The following is a 17,411-nucleotide window of genomic DNA, read 5'->3' as shown; positions in this document are numbered from 1 at the left end:
ACGCGCCCGGACAAGGGGCTGTTTTTCATAAACAATATTGGACCAAACATGGGATTGCCCCAAATTTGTCAACTATCAATCGCCCTCGACCGAAACGCCGGATGGTTGGCGTTAAAACCACCCGCCGTTTACGCCTTGTCGCGCCAGCGATTCACAATGGGATAACGGCGATCCAGCCAAAAGGCGCGCGACGTCAATCGAGTTCCCGGCGCGGACTGGAATCGCTTGTATTCGCTGATGTAAATCAGGCGCTCGACCCTTCTTGCGACTGCCGCATCAAACCCGGCCGCGACGCAGTCGGCAATCGAGCCATCCTGATCGACGAGAATATCAAGAATGGCATCCAGAACCGGGTAATCCGGCAGGCTGTCGCTGTCCTTTTGATCTTCGCGCAACTCGGCGCTTGGTGGTTTGTCGATGACCGATGGTCGTATGATCTCGCCCTCGGGGCCCATCATCCAGTCGCGATGGTTGGCATTGCGCCAACGACAAGTTTCGAACACCCGCGTCTTGTACAGATCCTTGATCGGATTGTAGCCGCCGTTCATATCACCGTAGATCGTGGCATATCCCACAGCGACCTCTGACTTGTTTCCGGTGGTCAGCAGCATCTCGCCAAACTTGTTCGAAATCGCCATCAGCAGCAGACCGCGCAACCGGGACTGAATGTTTTCCTCGGTCAGATCCTCATTACGACCGGCGAACAGCGTGGCGAGCGTTTCGGTTACCGCTGCACGGCTCTGCGAGATCGGAACAAAGTCATATTGCACGCCCAGCGCTCGAGCGACGGCTTCGGCATCCTCCAGTGAGCTCTGGCTGGTATACTCCGAAGGCAGCATCACACAGCGCACATTGTCCGCCCCGATTGCGTCAACGGCAATGGATGCAACCAACGCGGAATCAACGCCGCCGGACAGGCCCAGCACAGCTTTTCCGAACCCTGTCTTGCCCATGTAGTCCCGCAGCGATTGCACCATGGCGCGGTAGTCCTGCTCCCACTCGTTCGGCTGCGGAACGATTTCGGCAGGTACGATCTGCCAGCCTTCGTCGCCGCGCTGAAGATCGATATGGGTCACGGCCTCATCAAAAACCGGCATTCGAAAGGCAAGCTCGCCGCCCGGGTTCAGCCCGAACGTCCCGCCATCGAAAACCTGATCGTCCTGACCGCCCACCATGTTGAGGTAAATCAGCGGCAGTCCGGTTTCGACCACGCGCGAAACCATGTGGTTCAGGCGCACATCGTATTTGTTGCGGAAATAGGGCGATCCGTTGGGGATCAGCAGGAACTCGGCACCGGTTTCAGCCAGAGTTTCCGCGACGTCCTCGTGCCACCCGTCCTCGCAAATCGGGCTGCCAATCCGGGTATTTCCAACGGAGTAAGGTCCACCCAAAGGCCCAGCATCATAAAGGCGCACCTCGTCGAACACGGTTTCATTCGGCAGGTGGTGTTTCAGCATCTTACTGGTGATGCGCCCATTCTTCAGGATCAGGTAGGCATTGTACAGGCTGCCGCCTTCAAACCAGGGCCCGCCAATCGCCAGCGCCGGGCCCTTGGCACATTGCTCGGCCAGAGCTTCGACCGCAGCCATCGCGGCGCGGTAAAATACGGGCTTCATCACCAGATCCTGCGTGTTGTAGCCGGTGATGAACATCTCTGGCAGTGCGACCAGATCCGCCCCGGCGTCGCGCCCATGTTCCCAGGCTTCTGCGGCCTTTGCCGCATTACCCTCGATATCCCCGACCACGGGGTTAAGCTGCGCCAGAGTGATGCGGAAACGATCGGCCATTTTGCCCCCATGTTCTCGTAGCTTCCAAAGGCATTTAGCAGATCACACCGCGAGTAAAAGGCAAATGCGGCAAAAGCCGTTGCTCTGCCCCCGGCGGTACCTTAGTTTTGCGAAAAAGGATGCAACCCGGAAACAGGGCAGGCAGGGACCAGCATGAATGTGATCCGCAACTCTATTGCTATTGTAACGCTCGTTCTGGCGGCGCAGGCCGCCTCGGCACAGCAAGGACAGATCATTGTCGCCGACGACGAGGTTGGCGGCGTCTACGAGGGCACCTTCGAAAATGGGCTGCGCCACGGCACCGGAACCTACCGGTTGCCCGACGGGTTCGAGTATTCCGGTGAATGGGTCGAGGGTGAGATTCAAGGTCAGGGAACGGCCCGCTACGCAAACGGGTCGGTCTACGAGGGCTCATTCGTCAAAGGCCAGCCCGAGGGCCACGGAAAGATCCTGTTTGCCGATGGCGGATCTTACGAGGGCGAGTGGTCGAATGGCGCAGTCAACGGAACCGGCGTCGCCGTCTATGCAAACGGCATGCGTTATGAAGGCCAGTTCAAGGATGGACGCCGCAATGGCAAAGGCGTTCTGACCGATCAGAACGGATATGTCTATGACGGCGAATGGGTCGATGGCGTCAAGCAAGGCAAGGCGAAAATCACCTCGGGCGATGGCAGTTTCTATGAAGGCGACATTCGCGCGGGGCAACGGCACGGAATTGGCACCATGACCTTTCCCGACGGGATGAGCTATGTCGGCGACTGGGTCGAGGGTCACATGACAGGTGCCGGCCGAGCCACACAGGCCAATGGGGATGTGTATGAAGGCGAAATGGTCGAAGGCCGCCGACAGGGCAAGGGCAAGGCGACCTATGCCAACGGAGCGGTGTACGAGGGCGACTTCGTCGACGACCAGCGCCATGGACAGGGTGTTTTTACGGGCAGTGACGGTTTCCGCTACTCCGGCACGTGGACCAAAGGCCAGATCGAAGGGCTGGGCGAAATGACCTACCCTGACGGGTCAGTCTATGTCGGTGATTTCGTGGCCGATTTGCCCCATGGCAAAGGACAGACCACCTATCCCAATGGCGCGGTGTATGACGGCGAATGGATTGCCGGAGTGTTCGAAGGCTCCGGAACCGCTACGTTCCCCAACGGCACTGTGTACAAAGGCCAATTCAGGAACGCCAAGAACCACGGCAAGGGCGTTTTGACCTTGGCCGATGGCTACCTTTACGAGGGCGACTGGGTTGATGGCGTCCGGCAGGGTCAGGGCAAGGCAACCTATCCGGACGGAACCGTGTACGAGGGCGGGTTCGAAAACGGAAACCGCCACGGAAAAGGAAAGATCGTAACACCGACCGGTTTCGAATATGACGGAGACTGGGTTCAGGGCAAAATCACCGGCAAGGGTATCGCCACCTATGAAACCGGCGATGTGTACGAAGGCAATTTCCTGGACAACAAACGTCACGGTGACGGCACCATGCGCTATGCGAGTGGTCAGGAACAATCGGGCGTGTGGGAAGACGGCGAACTGGCGTCCGAGACCACTGTAGACTCTCAGACCGAAGAAGCACCGTCTGCGGAAGAAGACCCCGCTGAAAGCACATCAGATCCAGAAAATTCTGACGGGTGATCCACCGCTACCACGGCACGGGGCTTCCCGCCCAATCAAAAAATCCGCCCGTTTCGGTGACCTTCAGCGCACCTACTACGCCAATAAGATTTCGTGCAGCCTCATCCGGTTCCACCGCAGGGTGCCGTCCGAGGTATTTTTGCGTAAACGCAGTTTTGACCGTTCCAGGGTGGAGTGAAACGCAGATTGCCTGTTTATGCGTCCGCGCCAGCTCGATCGATGCCGTGTGAACAATCTGGTTCACCGCCGCCTTGGCCGCGCGGTAGCTGACCCAACCGCCCAGCCGATTGTCTCCGATCGACCCAACGCGCGCCGACAGCACGCCCAGAACTGACCGCCGGTCGCGCGGCAACAGACGGGATGCATGTTTCAGCACCAGGGCAGGTCCAACGGCGTTCAGGGCAAATTGATCCATCATGGCTTGCGCCGTAACCGCACGCAGCGACTTTTCCGGCGCCGCGCCGTCAATCTCAAGCGCGCCAGAAGTCACCAGAATCAGATCGAACGGGCCTTCGATCCGCGAGAGAAATTGTTCGACCACGTCGGGCTGCATCAGATCAAACCCGCCCCTGGACCGGGACAACCGGGTCACCGCGACTTTCTGCGCCTCAAGCCGGTCGCAGATAGCCTGGCCAATTCCGCCTGTCGCACCAATGATCAACGCCGTTTCCATGGGACGAAGCTAGGCGGCGACCCGCGCCAATCAACACCGCTCGCTTCGAAACACCGCGTAAAGGTCACGCGAGGGCAGATTCCGTCTTTTCATTCCCGGATCGCACTGTATAACCTCAACCCCATGATCATCCGCGCAGATATCCTTGTTGCCGACACCGCCATTCGCGGTGCGTCGCTGCGTGGCCTACTGATCCTAATCCGCCTCTGAGCGTGCCAACCGGCGCGCCCGCTCAGAGGAGGACGCCCGCGCGCCATAGGCTTTAGGACAGAAGAAGAAAGAGATTCCCATGACCAACGTGACCGACCAAGACCACGTCTTGATCTTCGATACGACTTTGCGCGACGGCGAGCAGAGCCCGGGCGCAACCATGACCCATGACGAAAAGCTGGAGATCGCCGAACTGCTGGATGACATGGGCGTTGATATCATCGAAGCCGGCTTTCCCATCGCTTCCGAAGGCGATTTCAAAGCCGTCTCCGAGATTGCCCAGCGGTCGAGGAACAGCCGCATCTGTGGCCTTGCCCGCGCAAACTTCACCGATATCGACCGCTGCTGGGAAGCAGTGAAACACGCTGAAAAGAACCGAATCCACACATTCATCGGCACCTCGCCGCTGCATCGTGCCATTCCGAACCTCACGCAGGACGAAATGGCCGAGAAAATCCACGAAACGGTCAGCCACGCCCGCAACCTGTGTGAGAATGTGCAGTGGTCGCCAATGGACGCGACACGTACCGAGTGGGACTATCTGTGCCGTGTGATCGAAATCGCGATCAAGGCCGGTGCCACCACGATCAACATTCCCGACACGGTGGGCTATACAGCGCCGCTCGAGTCCGCCGACCTGATCAAGCGCCTGATCGAAACGGTTCCGGGCGCGGATGAGGTCGTTTTTGCCACCCATTGCCACAACGATCTCGGCATGGCGACGGCGAACTCGCTGGCGGCCGTCGCTGGTGGCGCGCGCCAGATTGAATGCACGATCAACGGCTTGGGCGAACGCGCGGGCAACACGGCGCTGGAAGAGGTCGTGATGGCCCTGCGCACCCGCAACGACATCATGCCATGGCGCACCGGTATCGATACCACCAAGATCATGCATATCTCGCGCAGGGTGGCGACGGTGTCGGGCTTTCACGTCCAGTTCAACAAGGCCATCGTCGGCAAGAACGCCTTTGCGCATGAAAGCGGCATCCATCAGGACGGGATGCTGAAAAACCGCGAGAATTTCGAGATCATGCGCCCCGAGGATATCGGGCTTTCCGGCACTTCCCTGCCCTTGGGCAAACATTCGGGCCGCGCGGCGTTGCGCGACAAGCTGGAAAACCTGGGCTATGAAGTTGGCGACAACCAGCTCAAGGATATCTTTGTTCGTTTCAAGGATCTGGCCGACCGCAAGAAAGAGGTGTTCGACGACGACCTCATAGCCCTGATGACGCTGGACGATGACGAAGCCAACGATCACCTGCAACTGGTGTCGATGAAGGTGACCTGCGGCACCGGTGGGCAGGCAGAGTCCACGGTTGAGCTTGAGGTCGATGGCGCGGACATCATTGCCACCGAACATGGTGACGGCCCGGTCGACGCGACCTTCAAGGCCATTCGCGCGATCTACCCCAACAAGGCGCATCTGCAACTGTATCAGGTACACGCCGTTACCGAAGGGACTGACGCACAGGCAACGGTTTCCGTCCGTCTGGAAGAGGACGGGATGATCGCAACCGGCCAGTCCGCCAACACGGATACTGTGGTTGCATCGGCAAAGGCGTATATCCACGCGCTGAACCGCCTGATCGTGCGTCGCGAAAAGGCAGGCCCCGGCGCTGATGCACGGGAAATCAGCTACAAAGACCTTACCTAATACAGGTCTTGAGCAAACGGACGGCCCGGAGTTTCGGGCCGTTTCTTTTTTGGCTTCAGGTCAGTCCGGCTTTTTCCATACCCTGAACAAAGTGCTGCAGGTCTTCCTTGTTGCCATAGTGCAAGGTCGGCACAAGGGTTTCGATCTTGAAATCCGGCTGTGCTGCGTAAACCGCATCGGCATGTCTTTTGGCCTCATCGGAATTTCCCAGCCAACCGTGGCACGCAGCCAGATATGCGTCTTGAATGGCATCGCGTACCGGCAGGCGGGCGAAATCCTCGATGGCCTGCTCATAGTCCTTTGCGGCGAACCGCGCGCGGCCCAGATGGCTCCAGAACCGGGCCGGATGGTGCGGGTTCAGGCGCATGGCTTTCTGAATCCATTCGGCGCCCTCTTCAGGGCGGCCTGACCACGTCAGCAGCTCACCCATCTGAACAACGACCAGATCGTAGTTGGGGTTCAGCGACAGCGCACGTTCCTGATGATAACGCGCGCGGGCCAGCTTGTTGCGCAATATCGCAACAGCGGCCATCAACCGGTGCACGTCGGCATCGTTGTCATCCAAAGAGGCCGCTTTGTGAATCGCCTCCTCGCAAAGTGCCAGCATCTCCTCCGGGTCATCGCACCAGCCATAGCCCCAGGCCTGCCCTCTGATGCACCCGCTCCAGGCATGGGCGTGCGCATATTCGGGATCCAGCTCGATGGCCCTGTCGATCAGCTTCATTGCTTCGACATTATCCTCGCGCGTGCTGCGATGATGCAGGGCTTTGGCCGCCAGAACACACTCATAGGCCGCGAGGTTCGATGGCGGCTTTCGCTTCAACCCTTCCTGCTGGGACGCCTCAATGCGACCTGGCAGTGTGGCCACAACAGCCGAAGTGACCTCGTCCTGAATGGCAAAGATATCGTCCAGATCACGATCATATTTTTCGGCCCAGACATGAGCGTCGTTCTGGCTGTCGATCAACTGCACGGTCACCCGAAGCCGGTTCCCGGCTTTGCGCACACTACCTTCGACGATGTATTGCGCCCCCAGAGCCTCGGACACCTCGCGCAGGTTTACAGCCTGCCCCTTGTAGACAAAACTGGAATTGCGCGAGATCACGAACAGTTCGTGCCGGCGACTGAGTTCAGTCAACAGGTCCTCGGTCAGGCCATCGACAAAGAACTCCTGTTCGGGATCCCCGCTCATGTTTTCAAAAGGCAACACCGCAATTGAGGGTTTGACGACCTTGGTCGAGCCATTGCCTTCGACGTCTGCGTCAGCCGCCTCGACAGGCCCATCCAATTCAACGCGGAATGCCTGCACCGGTTGAGACAGGTTCTTGAGCGACAGGCTCCCCAAATCCTGAAATCTCAGATCCAGGCGGCTGGTCACCTGATCATGTACCGCGCCGGAAATCAGAACCTCTCCGGCATCGGCCGATTGCTCAAGCCGTGCGGCCACGTTAACGCCGCTGCCAAAGATGTCGCCGTCCTCATAGATGATTTCATCCAGGTTGATGCCGATCCGGAACTGGATGCGCTGGTCTTTGGGTACGTCGGCATTGCGACGAAACATCCGGTTTTGCACTTCGACCGCGCAGGCAACCGCATCGCAGGCGCTGGGGAATTCAACCAGCATCCCGTCGCCGGTCGTCTTGATGATCGTGCCGCGGTTCTTTTCAATGGACGGGTCTATCAGCTCGATCCTGTGGGTGCGCAGGCGGGCCAGCGTGCCCTGTTCGTCGGTTTCCATCAACCGGCTGTAACCGACCATGTCGGCTGCAAGAACTGCGGCAAGTCGACGATCCATTTCCCCCCCCTGCGACAAGTGTAGTGTTGCGTGCCTTCACCTAACAAGGAAATTCGCACATGCATGAGGGGGCCGTCAGCGAACGTGTTCACGCGCCAAGATCGGAAAAAACCTGGTCCAAGGCCTGCGTTTCGGCAACAAACCCGAACGGCGCATTTACCACGAACATGCCCGAACCCACCATGCGATGCCCTTCGCGAGCGGCCGGAAAACCGACTTCGTGACAAACCGACTTTGGCAGGTTCTGCGCCTTCAATGCCTTGACCATCGCGGCATGTCGGCGATCCCTCAGGATCGGGTACCACAGGGCGATCACGCCCACGTTCCATTTGCGGTGTAGCTTTGCGACGATCCCCGGCAAGCGGTCGTAATCTGATTTCACCTCATAACTGGGATCGATCAGCATCAGGCCCCGGCGCGGTGTCGGAGGCAGCAGGGACTGTGCCAGCTCAAACCCGTCCTGCCGATAAGTCCGGGCCGCGTAAGGCTTCATCGCCTTGTTCAGTGCCGCATGTTCCTGAGGGTGCAACTCGGCCAGATGCAGGCTGTCCGAGGAACGCAATAGATTTGCCGCGATCAAGGGCGACCCCGGATATGCCGTGTCCCCATGTTTGGCTTGCACCTGTTCAAGCGCCTGCGACAAGGGATGCCGGGCGTCAAACCAACCTTCTGCTCTGGCCCGTTCGATACCCGCTGCGGCCTCACCCGTGCTTACAGCTTCGATCGCGTCGAGATGATAGAGGCCACGTCCGGAATGCGTTTCGATATAGGACAGAGGTTTGTCTTTTTGCGCCAGATAACTCAGCATCCAGGCCAGTAATGCGTGCTTTTGCACATCAGCCAGATTGCCGGCGTGGTAAATGTGTTGATAAGACAGCATTTTGCCCTCTAAAGTCCTTATCAATGAGGCGGAAAGGTGCTGATTGTCGCGGAATCAGCCCTTTTACCGGGCGGTTTGGCACCCTATAAGACATCCGTCCCGGAACCGTCGAGTCGCGGGCAGTAGATAACAACTGACACACAGGATCAGGGGACACATGGGATTCTTTGGCAATCTGGGCGGCCTGTTCACAGCAGACATGGCTATCGACCTTGGAACAGCAAACACGCTGGTTTATGTCAAGGGGCGAGGTGTGATCCTGTCGGAACCTTCGGTGGTGGCCTACCATGTCAAGGATGGGGTGAAAAAAGTTCTGGCAGTAGGCGAAGATGCCAAGCTGATGCTGGGCCGTACTCCGGGATCCATCGAAGCCATCCGACCGATGCGTGAAGGTGTGATCGCCGACTTCGATACCGCCGAAGAGATGATCAAGCATTTCATCCGCAAGGTACATAAACGCTCAACCTTCTCGAAACCCAAGATCATTGTCTGTGTCCCCCATGGCGCGACGCCGGTTGAGAAACGCGCAATTCGTCAGTCGGTTCTGTCGGCAGGCGCGCGCCGTGCGGGCCTGATTGCCGAACCGATTGCGGCAGCCATTGGTGCCGGAATGCCAATCACCGATCCGACCGGGAACATGGTCGTCGATATCGGCGGCGGCACGACCGAAGTTGCGGTTCTGTCGCTGGGAGATATTGTTTACGCGCGCTCGGTTCGCGTTGGTGGAGACCGGATGGACGAAGCCATCATCTCATACCTGCGCCGCCAGCAGAACCTGCTGGTCGGTGAATCCACGGCCGAACGTATCAAGACCACCATCGGCACTGCCCGTATGCCCGATGACGGCCGTGGCCAGTCGATGCACATCCGAGGCCGTGACCTGTTGAACGGTGTGCCGAAGGAAATCGAAATCAGCCAGGCTCAGGTGGCCGAAGCGCTGACCGAGCCGGTTCAGGCGATTTGCGAGGCGGTGATGACCGCGCTGGAAACCACTCCACCCGATCTGGCGGCAGACATTGTCGATCGCGGCGTGATGCTGACTGGCGGAGGGGCGCTGCTGGGCGATCTGGACCTCGCCCTGCGCGAACAGACCGGACTGGCTGTCTCGATTGCGGATGAAAGCCTGAACTGTGTGGCATTGGGCACCGGCAAGGCACTGGAATACGAAAAACAACTGCGCCACGCGATTGACTACGAAAGCTAAGGCGCGCACCCTTTGACGGGTGACAAACGGACGCGAGCAGCACGGGAAGGAGTCCTGTGGCAAAGGACCGTTCACAGCGCGACGATTACACGGCCCCTCTGCGCAGGTTGCTGTTGGGGATCGTGGTTCTGTGCCTGCTGGGCATCTTCGTCGTCTGGCGGATCGACAGTCCGCGGGTCGAACGCTTCCGCGCACAGGTGGTCGACAAGGTCGTCCCATCGATGGAATGGGCCATGGTGCCGGTTACGGCCGCGGTCAATCTGGCGCGTGATTTCCAAAGCTATCAACGGCTGAGCGAACAAAACCGCGAGTTGCGCAGCGAGCTGCGCCTGATGCGCGCCTGGAAAGAGGCCGCGTTACAGCTTGAGCAGGAAAACGCCCGCCTGCTGGATCTGAACAACGTGCGGCTCGATCCCCGCCTTACTTATGTCACCGGGGTTGTCATGGCCGACAGCGGGTCCCCGTTCCGGCAATCGGTCTTGCTGAATGTGGGTGAACGGGACGGTATCCTGAATGGATGGGCCACGATGGACGGAATCGGAGTGGTCGGCCGCATCTCGGGCGTGGGGCCGGACACGGCACGGGTGATCCTGTTGACTGATGCCTCCAGCGCCATTCCGGCAACGATCCAGCCTTCCGGTCAAACTGCATTGATTGCAGGCGACAATACAGCGTCGCCGGTGGTTGAGTTTCTTGAAAACCGCGAGTTGGTGCGCCCCGGCGACCGTGTGGTCACTTCCGGCGATGGCGGTGTGTTTCCGGGCGGCCTGCTGATCGGTCAGATCGCTGTCGATCCGGGTGGACGCCTGCGGGTGCGCCTGTCGGCAGATTTCGAGCGGTTGGAGTTTCTACGTGTGTTGAGATACCAACCCGCGACGTCCATTCCCGATCCCGGAGGTATTGTCGGACCTCTCAGACCCGAAGCTGCCCTGACCCCGCAGGAGGTCGGAGATGGATAAACCCACCTCTCATCTGTGGGTTAAGCGCAGCCTGTATCTGCTGCTGGCGGCCATCGTCCTGTTCCTGCACCTGCTGCCGCTGGATACGAAACCGGATCGCTGGCCATTTCCGGACTTGCTGATCGCGCTGACCTTTGCCTGGGTCCTTCGCAGGCCGGAATACGTCCCCACTCTTGCCATCGCCGCCGTTATGCTGATGTCCGACCTGTTGCTGCAACGCCCTCCGGGACTGCTTGCAGCGCTGGTTGTTTTGGGCGCAGCTTATCTGCGGTCGGCGGCACCGGGCATGCGCGATGCCGGTTTCTTCAGTGAGTGGACCTCGGTCGGTGCTGTCATCACGGCAATCTATGTTCTGAACCGGCTCGTTCTCGGTATTCTGTCCGTCCAGCAGGCAGCGCTGACGCCGACCGTCGTGCAAGTGGTACTGACGATTGCAATTTACCCGCTGATTGTTCTGCTCAGCCAGAGCGGTTTTGGCGTGCGACGCGCATCTGCCGTGGATACAGCCGCCGCAGGAGCGCGGACATGAAGCAACGCAGATCGAAGTCACAGGGCCTTGCCTATAAACGCCTGCCCCGCCGGGCTTTGGTTCTGGGCGGATTGCAGGCCGCATTCATTGGCGGTCTGGCGGCAAGGATGCGGTTCATGCAAGTCGATCAGGCGGATGAATACCGCCTGCTGGCGGAAGAGAACCGGATCAATATCCGCCTGATTCCGCCGAAACGCGGTCGGATCTACGACCGGAATGGACAAATCATCGGGCAAAACTCGCCCTCGTACCGTATTGTCATAGTGCGCGAGGACGCCGGCGATATCGATCAGGTCATTGCCAAGTTGTCCCGTCTGATCCCCCTGAACGAAGATGAGATTGAACGTGCCAAAACCGAAATGCGTCGCTCGGCCCCGTTCCTGCCTGTCACCCTGGCCGATCAGGTCACGTGGGAGGATATCTCGAAGGTCGCGGTCAACGCACCCGCCCTGCCCGGCGTCATCCCCGAGGTTGGCCTGACCCGGCAGTACCCCCGTTACGAGGATTTCGCCCATGTCGTCGGCTATGTCGGCCCGGTCAGCGACTATGACCTGAGCCAGATAGAAGACCCCGAACCGGTCCTGCGCATTCCGCGCTTTCAGATCGGCAAGGTCGGTTTGGAAGCCAAGCAGGAAATCGTCCTGCGCGGAAAGGCGGGCGCAAAACGTGTCGAGGTGAATGCAACAGGGCGTGTCATGCGCGAGCTGGATCGGCAGGAGGGCACGGCCGGAGCCGATCTGCAGTTGTCCGTCGACGCCGATCTGCAGCAATACGCGCAGGCCCGTCTGGCCGGCGAAAGCGCGGCCGCTGTGGTAATCGACTGTGAAACCGGGGATATCCGGGCCATCAGTTCAGCCCCAAGTTTCGATCCCAATCTGTTCGTCCGCGGTATTTCTGTTGCGGATTATCAGCTTCTCACACAGGACAAATACCGCCCGCTGGCCAACAAGACGGTACAGGGCACATACCCGCCGGGGTCGACCTTCAAGATGATCACCGCCATGGCGGCGCTTGAAGCTGGCGTGATAGGTCCATCCAACACCGTCTATTGTCCGGGGCACCTGAAGGTCGGTAGCCGCCGGTTCCATTGCTGGAAGCGCGGCGGACACGGCACTGTCGATCTGGAAACCTCGCTTAAGCGCAGTTGCGACGTGTATTACTACGACGTGGCTCTGCGTGTCGGGATCGACAAGATATCCGAGATGGCCCGAACATTCGGGTTGGGTGTCAAACACGATATCCCGATGTCCGCTGTGGCCGCAGGCCTTGCCCCCAATCAGGAGTGGAAACAGCGCATCCATGGCGAGGAATGGCTCGTCGGTGATACTGCCAACGCGTCGATCGGTCAGGGATTCATGCTGGCCTCGCCCTTGCAACTTGCCGTGATGACCGCGAGGCTCGCCACCGGCCGTTCCGTCACGCCGCGTCTGGTGCGCAGCATCAACGGCGTCGAACAACCTTCGGGCGCAGGCGAAGCCCTGAACGTGAACCGGAACAATCTGGAGCAGGTGCGACGGGCCATGTTCACTGTTTCTAACAACCGGCGCGGCACGGCCTACCGTAGTCGCATCATCGCCGATGAGTTCCGCATGGCGGGAAAGACCGGCACCAGCCAGGTCCGCAATATTACCAAGGCCGAACGCGCCGCGGGCGTCATCCGCAACGAAGACCTGCCGTGGGAGCGCCGCGACCACGCCCTGTTCGTCAGCTTCGCCCCTTATGACAATCCCAAATACGCTGTAGCGGTCGTCGTCGAACACGGCGGTGGGGGGTCCAGAGCGGCGGCGCCGGTGGCACGGGACATCATGCTGCAGGCGCTCTATGACGGCACCCCCCCGCTCGAGGCTTACCCGGCCGCAGATCGCGAGCGCATCAAAGAGCTGCAAAAAAGGCTCGAGGGTGACCGGCGTCCCAAAGCGCGTCCTGACGAAAAGGACCGCGCATGAGTTACCTTGAATATGCCGTCAAATCCACGCCGTCAGGGTTCCGCAAAATTCTGTATATGAACTGGCCGTTGACGCTGTTGTTGATCAGCGTTGCAAGTGCCGGTTTCCTGATGCTGTATTCCGTGGCGGGCGGGTCCTGGACACCCTGGGCCGAACCGCAAATGGAACGCTTTGGACTGGGCCTTGTGGCCATGTTCATTGTGGCGATCGTGCCAATTTGGTTCTGGCGCAACATGTCTGTGCTGGCCTATCTGGGCTCTATCGCCCTACTGGTTTTCGTCGAACTATTCGGAACCATCGGAATGGGCGCACAGCGTTGGATTGACCTTGGGTTCATGCGCTTGCAGCCTTCCGAATTGATGAAGGTCACGCTGGTGATGCTGCTGGCGGCGTATTACGACTGGCTGCCGTCACACAAGACCTCGCGCCCCCTGTGGGTCATTATTCCGGTTCTGCTGATTCTGATCCCGACATTCATGGTGCTGCGCCAACCCGACCTGGGAACATCAATCCTGCTGCTGGCGGCGGGCGGCGGGCTCATGTTCCTTGCGGGCGTTCACTGGGCCTATTTCGCTGCGGTCATCGCCGCAGGCGTCGGCCTTGTTGCAACGGTGTTCAACAGTCGCGGAACAGAATGGCAGTTGCTAAAAGATTATCAGTTTCGCCGGATCGATACGTTCCTCGACCCCTCAACCGACCCGCTGGGCGCCGGATACCATATAACGCAGTCAAAGATTGCTCTGGGGTCAGGTGGTTGGAACGGACGCGGCTTTATGCAGGGCACGCAATCGCGCCTGAACTTTCTGCCGGAAAAACACACCGATTTCATCTTTACGACACTGGCCGAAGAGTTCGGTTTCGTCGGAGGTATCACTCTGCTGATCCTCTATGGTCTGATCCTGATATTCTGCTTGGTCACGGCGCTGTCGACCAAGGATCGCTTTTCGTCACTGGTAACGCTTGGCATTGCGTTGAACTTTTTCCTGTTCTTCGCCGTCAACATGTCGATGGTTATGGGACTGGCTCCGGTCGTCGGCGTTCCGTTGCCAATGGTCAGCTACGGCGGGTCGGCCATGCTGGTGCTGATGGCGGCCTTCGGGATCGTTCAAAGCGCCCATATTCATCGTCCACGCTGATCTGAAAGGTTCCAAATGCCCGTAAACGTTCTGTTTTCCGCGCGCCCTGATCTATGGCCCGTGTATGAACCGTTGTTGTCTCAGGGGCTTCGACAGGCAGGGCTGGAATTTCATCTGTCCACGGACATTCCTCCTGAACTGGTCGACTACGTTGTCTACGCCCCCAATGGCGGGCTGTCCGATTTTACTCCGTTTACCCGTTTGAAGGCGGTGCTCAGCCTTTGGGCCGGGGTCGAGAGTATCTCGGGCAACGAAACGCTCACGGTGCCGCTGGCGCGAATGGTGGATTACGGGTTGACCGAGGGCATGACGGAATGGGTGGTGGGACATGTTTTGCGATACCATCTGGGCATGGACATCCACATCATGCAGCAAGACGGCACGTGGACGCCCGACGCACCTCCGCTGGCCTCACAACGCAACGTCTGCGTTTTGGGATTGGGCGCATTGGGGCAGGCATCGGCACGCGCTTTGGCAGCCCTGAATTTCAACGTCACAGGTTGGAGCAGAACGCCCAAGACCATCCCCGGCGTGACCTGTCTGCACGGTCCCGACGGATTGCGCACTGCGCTTTCGAACGCTGAAATTGTTGTATTACTGCTGCCTGACACGCCCGCGACCGAGAACACTCTGAATGCGGACACGCTTGCCTTGCTGCCCAAGGGCGCAAAGATCATCAATCCGGGACGTGGACCGTTGATCGACGATAACGCGTTACTGGCAGCCCTGAACTCGGGCCAGGTCGGTCATGCCACGCTGGATGTGTTCCGGGTCGAGCCGTTGCCGCCAGAACATCCCTATTGGGCGCACCCAAACGTCACCGTCACCCCACACATTGCCTCGGAAACCCGGCCCGTCACCGCAGCGCAGGTTGTTTGCGAAAACATCAAACGCGGCGAGGCCGGTGAGCCGTTCGTGCATTTGGTGGACCGTCAGCTGGGATACTGACGGCCCCGCTTGCCTAGGCCGCGATCAGTCCGCGACCTTTCAACAGCGCATCGACCCCCGGCAGCCGTCCCCGGAACGCCAAATACAGGTCTTCGGCCTCGCGCGAGCCACCATTTGACAGGATGTTGTCTTCCAGCGCTCTCGCGCGTTCCGGATCGAACGCTCCACCCGCTTCTTCGAACGCAGCGAAAGCGTCGGCATCCATGACTTCGGACCACATGTAGCTATAATAACCCGAGCTGTAACCGTCGCCTGCAAACACGTGCGCGAAGTGAGGCGTGGCATGACGCATGCCAATGGCTGCCGGCATTCCGATTTTCGCCAGAACCTCGGCCTGTTTTTCCATCGGATCGGCCGGAGCCGCGCCATCGTGAAAGGCCAGATCCACCAGTGCCGAGGCTACATACTCGACTGTCTGAAAGCCCTGATCGAAGTTGGACGCCTTCAACACCTTCTCCAGCATCTCCTTCGGCATCGGTTCACCGGTTTCGGCATGGGTCGCGAATTCGGCCAGCACTTCGGGCACTTCCAGCCAATGCTCAAATAGCTGGCTGGGCAGCTCGACGAAATCTCGCGCGACACTGGTGCCCGAAATGCTTTCATATGTGACGTTCGACAACATCTGGTGCAGCGCGTGACCGAATTCGTGAAACAGCGTCCGCGCATCGTCATAAGACAGCAAGGCCGGATCGCCCTTGGCGAAATTGCAGACATTGATGACCACCGGGGCCTGATTTTTGGGAAACTTTGCCTGCCCGCGCATTGCGCTGCACCACGCACCCGAACGTTTGGAGCCGCGCGCGAAATAGTCGCCGATGAACACAGCAACGTGGCGGCCATTTCTGGTCACCTCCCAGGCTCGGCAGTCGGGGTGGTAAAGCGGCACGTCCAGCGGGGCAAACTCCAACCCGAACAACCGGTTGGCGCAGGCAAACGCGGCCTCGATCATCCGGTCCAGTTGCAGGTACGGCTTCAGGGCGGCTTCATCCAGATCATGCTCGGCCTTGCGACGCTTTTCGGCGTAGTAGCGCCAGTCCCATGCCTGAAGCGGGCCGTTTACGCCGTCCTCCTGCATCATCCGAGTCAGGATTTCCGCGTCGGCGTGGGCACGCGACCTGGCAGGCTCCCACACCTTCATCAACAGATCGCGCACCCGGTCCGGCGTACGCGCCATTTCGGTTTCCAGTTTGTAGTCGGCAAAGCTGTCGTACCCCAGCAACTTGGCACGCTCTTCGCGCAGGGTCAGGATTTCCGCCGCAATCTCGCGGTTGTCGGTTGCACCCCCATTTGCGCCCCGGGCGGTCCAGGCGCGATACGCTTTTTCGCGCAAGTCACGGCGCGGAGAAAACTGCAGGAAGGGTACTATGAATGATCGTGACAGGGTCACCACCGGACCACCCACGCCTTTGTCCTGACCAGCGGCGCGCGCGGCGGTCACAACGAAATCCGGAAGACCTTTCAGGTCGTCCTCAGTCAGCTCCATGAACCAATCGCGCTCATCCGCAAGCAGGTTCTGGGTAAAGGATGTGCCCAGTGACGCCAGTCGCGCCTTGATCTCTTGCATACGCGCATCAGCGTCCCCTACCAGGGCCGCACCCGACCGGACAAAACCACGATGGCTGAGCATCAGGACACGGGCCTGCTCGTCTCTCAGGCCAAGATCCTCACGCCGGTTCCACAAATCTGCTACGCGCTGAAACAACGCCTTGTTCGAGGAAATACCGGAAAAATGCTCTGCCAGTTTCGGCGAGAAAGCCCGCTGCAACTCCTCCCGTTTCGGATTACTGTCGGCTCCGGCAACCGTGAAAAAGACCGCAAGCACCTTGTCCAACTGCTCGCCCGCGGCCTCCAGCGCTTCGATTGTGTTGGCAAATGTCGGGGTGTCCGGATTGGCGGCAATCGCATCTATCTGGGCGTTGTGCGCCTGCAAAGCCTGCACGAGAGCGGGGTCGAAATCCTCGTCCGATATCTCGGCAAAAGGCGCAATTTCAAAGGGCGTATTCCAGTCGGACAAGATTGGGTTGGTCATGCATGTCTCCTTTGCGCCTATAGCTA

13 protein-coding genes are annotated in these 17,411 nt (G+C 59.3%); 8 read left to right on the top strand and 5 right to left on the bottom strand.

Annotated features, from left to right (window positions below; all coding sequences use genetic code 11):
• Positions 1-128 precede the first annotated feature (128 nt).
• The gene (locus tag AC2TEL_RS14725) at positions 129-1,787 is read right to left on the bottom strand and encodes an NAD+ synthase (RefSeq protein ID WP_480844108.1); all 1,659 of its coding nucleotides are present in this window, start codon (positions 1,785-1,787) and stop codon (positions 129-131) included.
• 153 nt (positions 1,788-1,940) lie between these two features.
• On the opposite strand from AC2TEL_RS14725, the gene AC2TEL_RS14720 reads away from it, so the two are divergent.
• Positions 1,941-3,422 carry an MORN repeat-containing protein gene (locus AC2TEL_RS14720; protein ID WP_480844107.1) on the top strand — a complete coding sequence of 494 codons (1,482 nt, stop codon included), beginning with the start codon at positions 1,941-1,943 and terminating at the stop codon, positions 3,420-3,422.
• A gap of 7 nt (positions 3,423-3,429) precedes the next feature.
• Here the strand turns inward: AC2TEL_RS14720 and AC2TEL_RS14715 are convergent, their stop codons facing one another.
• Entirely contained in the window at positions 3,430-4,095 is a 666-nt protein-coding gene (locus AC2TEL_RS14715; RefSeq protein ID WP_480904843.1) for an SDR family NAD(P)-dependent oxidoreductase, read from the bottom strand.
• A 289-nt stretch (positions 4,096-4,384) separates the two neighbouring features.
• On the opposite strand from AC2TEL_RS14715, the gene AC2TEL_RS14710 reads away from it, so the two are divergent.
• Positions 4,385-5,959 (top strand): 2-isopropylmalate synthase, encoded by a 1,575-nt coding sequence (locus tag AC2TEL_RS14710; RefSeq protein WP_480844105.1) that lies wholly within the window; start codon positions 4,385-4,387, stop codon positions 5,957-5,959.
• 55 nt (positions 5,960-6,014) lie between these two features.
• Here AC2TEL_RS14710 and AC2TEL_RS14705 read toward each other — a convergent pair whose 3' ends face one another.
• Together AC2TEL_RS14705 and rlmJ are read right to left on the bottom strand one after the other, a co-directional pair.
• Positions 6,015-7,754 (bottom strand): adenylate/guanylate cyclase domain-containing protein, encoded by a 1,740-nt coding sequence (locus AC2TEL_RS14705; protein ID WP_480844104.1) that lies wholly within the window; start codon positions 7,752-7,754, stop codon positions 6,015-6,017.
• A gap of 88 nt (positions 7,755-7,842) precedes the next feature.
• Positions 7,843-8,634, bottom strand: coding sequence for a 23S rRNA (adenine(2030)-N(6))-methyltransferase RlmJ (gene rlmJ / locus AC2TEL_RS14700; RefSeq protein ID WP_480904842.1), 792 nt, complete (start codon positions 8,632-8,634; stop codon positions 7,843-7,845).
• 157 nt (positions 8,635-8,791) lie between these two features.
• On the opposite strand from rlmJ, the gene AC2TEL_RS14695 reads away from it, so the two are divergent.
• From AC2TEL_RS14695 to AC2TEL_RS14670, 6 genes are read left to right on the top strand one after another with little or no spacing between them, the layout of a single operon-like run.
• Entirely contained in the window at positions 8,792-9,838 is a 1,047-nt protein-coding gene (locus AC2TEL_RS14695; RefSeq protein WP_480844102.1) for a rod shape-determining protein, read from the top strand.
• 56 nt (positions 9,839-9,894) lie between these two features.
• Positions 9,895-10,797, top strand: a complete 903-nt coding sequence (gene mreC / locus AC2TEL_RS14690; RefSeq protein WP_480844101.1) for a rod shape-determining protein MreC — start codon at positions 9,895-9,897, stop codon at positions 10,795-10,797.
• Entirely contained in the window at positions 10,790-11,326 is a 537-nt protein-coding gene (locus tag AC2TEL_RS14685; protein ID WP_480844100.1) for a rod shape-determining protein MreD, read from the top strand. Before mreC ends, AC2TEL_RS14685 begins: the two co-directional genes overlap by 8 nt.
• A complete protein-coding gene (gene mrdA, locus AC2TEL_RS14680) occupies positions 11,323-13,272 on the top strand; it encodes a penicillin-binding protein 2 (protein WP_480844099.1) in 1,950 nt (649 codons plus the stop codon). Before AC2TEL_RS14685 ends, mrdA begins: the two co-directional genes overlap by 4 nt.
• Positions 13,269-14,408, top strand: coding sequence for a rod shape-determining protein RodA (gene rodA / locus AC2TEL_RS14675; RefSeq protein WP_480844098.1), 1,140 nt, complete (start codon positions 13,269-13,271; stop codon positions 14,406-14,408). Before mrdA ends, rodA begins: the two co-directional genes overlap by 4 nt.
• A gap of 15 nt (positions 14,409-14,423) precedes the next feature.
• Positions 14,424-15,356: a 2-hydroxyacid dehydrogenase gene (locus AC2TEL_RS14670; RefSeq protein WP_480904840.1), complete on the top strand. Its 933-nt coding sequence runs from the start codon at positions 14,424-14,426 to the stop codon at positions 15,354-15,356.
• 13 nt (positions 15,357-15,369) lie between these two features.
• Here AC2TEL_RS14670 and AC2TEL_RS14665 read toward each other — a convergent pair whose 3' ends face one another.
• On the bottom strand, positions 15,370-17,385 hold the full coding sequence (locus AC2TEL_RS14665) for a M3 family metallopeptidase (protein WP_480904837.1): 2,016 nt from the start codon (positions 17,383-17,385) through the stop codon (positions 15,370-15,372).
• Between the last annotated feature and the right edge of the window lie 26 nt (positions 17,386-17,411).

It is taken from the genome of Ruegeria sp. HKCCD9138 (assembly GCF_057220975.1).
Note: the sequence above shows the minus strand (reverse complement) of the source record. Positions and strands in the feature narration are given on the sequence as shown.

Bases quoted from the DNA above. Each gene is read 5' to 3' on its own strand.
- AC2TEL_RS14725 (WP_480844108.1), bottom strand. From the start codon at position 1,787: ATGGCCGATCGTTTCCGCATCACTCTGGCGCAGCTTAACCCCGTGGTC.
- AC2TEL_RS14720 (WP_480844107.1), top strand. From the start codon at position 1,941: ATGAATGTGATCCGCAACTCTATTGCTATTGTAACGCTCGTTCTGGCG.
- AC2TEL_RS14715 (WP_480904843.1), bottom strand. From the start codon at position 4,095: ATGGAAACGGCGTTGATCATTGGTGCGACAGGCGGAATTGGCCAGGCT.
- AC2TEL_RS14710 (WP_480844105.1), top strand. From the start codon at position 4,385: ATGACCAACGTGACCGACCAAGACCACGTCTTGATCTTCGATACGACT.
- AC2TEL_RS14705 (WP_480844104.1), bottom strand. From the start codon at position 7,754: ATGGATCGTCGACTTGCCGCAGTTCTTGCAGCCGACATGGTCGGTTAC.
- rlmJ (WP_480904842.1), bottom strand. From the start codon at position 8,634: ATGCTGTCTTATCAACACATTTACCACGCCGGCAATCTGGCTGATGTG.
- AC2TEL_RS14695 (WP_480844102.1), top strand. From the start codon at position 8,792: ATGGGATTCTTTGGCAATCTGGGCGGCCTGTTCACAGCAGACATGGCT.
- AC2TEL_RS14685 (WP_480844100.1), top strand. From the start codon at position 10,790: ATGGATAAACCCACCTCTCATCTGTGGGTTAAGCGCAGCCTGTATCTG.
- mrdA (WP_480844099.1), top strand. From the start codon at position 11,323: ATGAAGCAACGCAGATCGAAGTCACAGGGCCTTGCCTATAAACGCCTG.
- rodA (WP_480844098.1), top strand. From the start codon at position 13,269: ATGAGTTACCTTGAATATGCCGTCAAATCCACGCCGTCAGGGTTCCGC.
- AC2TEL_RS14670 (WP_480904840.1), top strand. From the start codon at position 14,424: ATGCCCGTAAACGTTCTGTTTTCCGCGCGCCCTGATCTATGGCCCGTG.
- AC2TEL_RS14665 (WP_480904837.1), bottom strand. From the start codon at position 17,385: ATGACCAACCCAATCTTGTCCGACTGGAATACGCCCTTTGAAATTGCG.